Source organism: Saccharothrix sp. ST-888, from assembly GCF_000955975.1.
GTDB lineage: Bacteria > Actinomycetota > Actinomycetes > Streptomycetales > Streptomycetaceae > Kitasatospora.
Genome location: NZ_JYJF01000642.1, coordinates 1 through 344, shown reverse-complemented (window position 1 = coordinate 344; position 344 = coordinate 1). Strand labels below are relative to the sequence as shown.

General features: G+C 76.2%; 1 protein-coding gene. It reads left to right on the top strand.

The genetic code is table 11. From position 1 onward, the window contains the following. On the top strand, nt 1-344 hold a 344-nt coding region (locus tag UK12_RS42230; RefSeq protein ID WP_197085414.1), incomplete at both ends, for a hypothetical protein.

Sequence of the window (344 nt, the reverse complement as noted above, 5' to 3'; positions counted from 1 at the left end):
GAGGTGGACCCGGGCGGCCCGCTGGTCGTCCTGCCCGACGACCTCCACGGTGCGGGTGCCGAGGACGCCAGGGCGCCCAACGCCCTGCGCGGACAGGTCGCGGACACCCCGACCGTCTGGTGTGTCACCCGCCGGCGCGGCTCGGCCAACGGCCCGGGGGACCACGCCCTGCTCTCCATGACGCTCCATGACGAGCGACTCGCCCTCATCCGCCTCCGTGAACCGGAGGCGGTAGCGCCCGCCCGCGAACCGCTCGGGCCGGAACCGGCTGCCGCGCTCGCCCGTGTGCTGGCCCAGGTGGGCGGGCACCTAGACGCGGTGAAGGCTCGGGTCGCGCGCGTGCT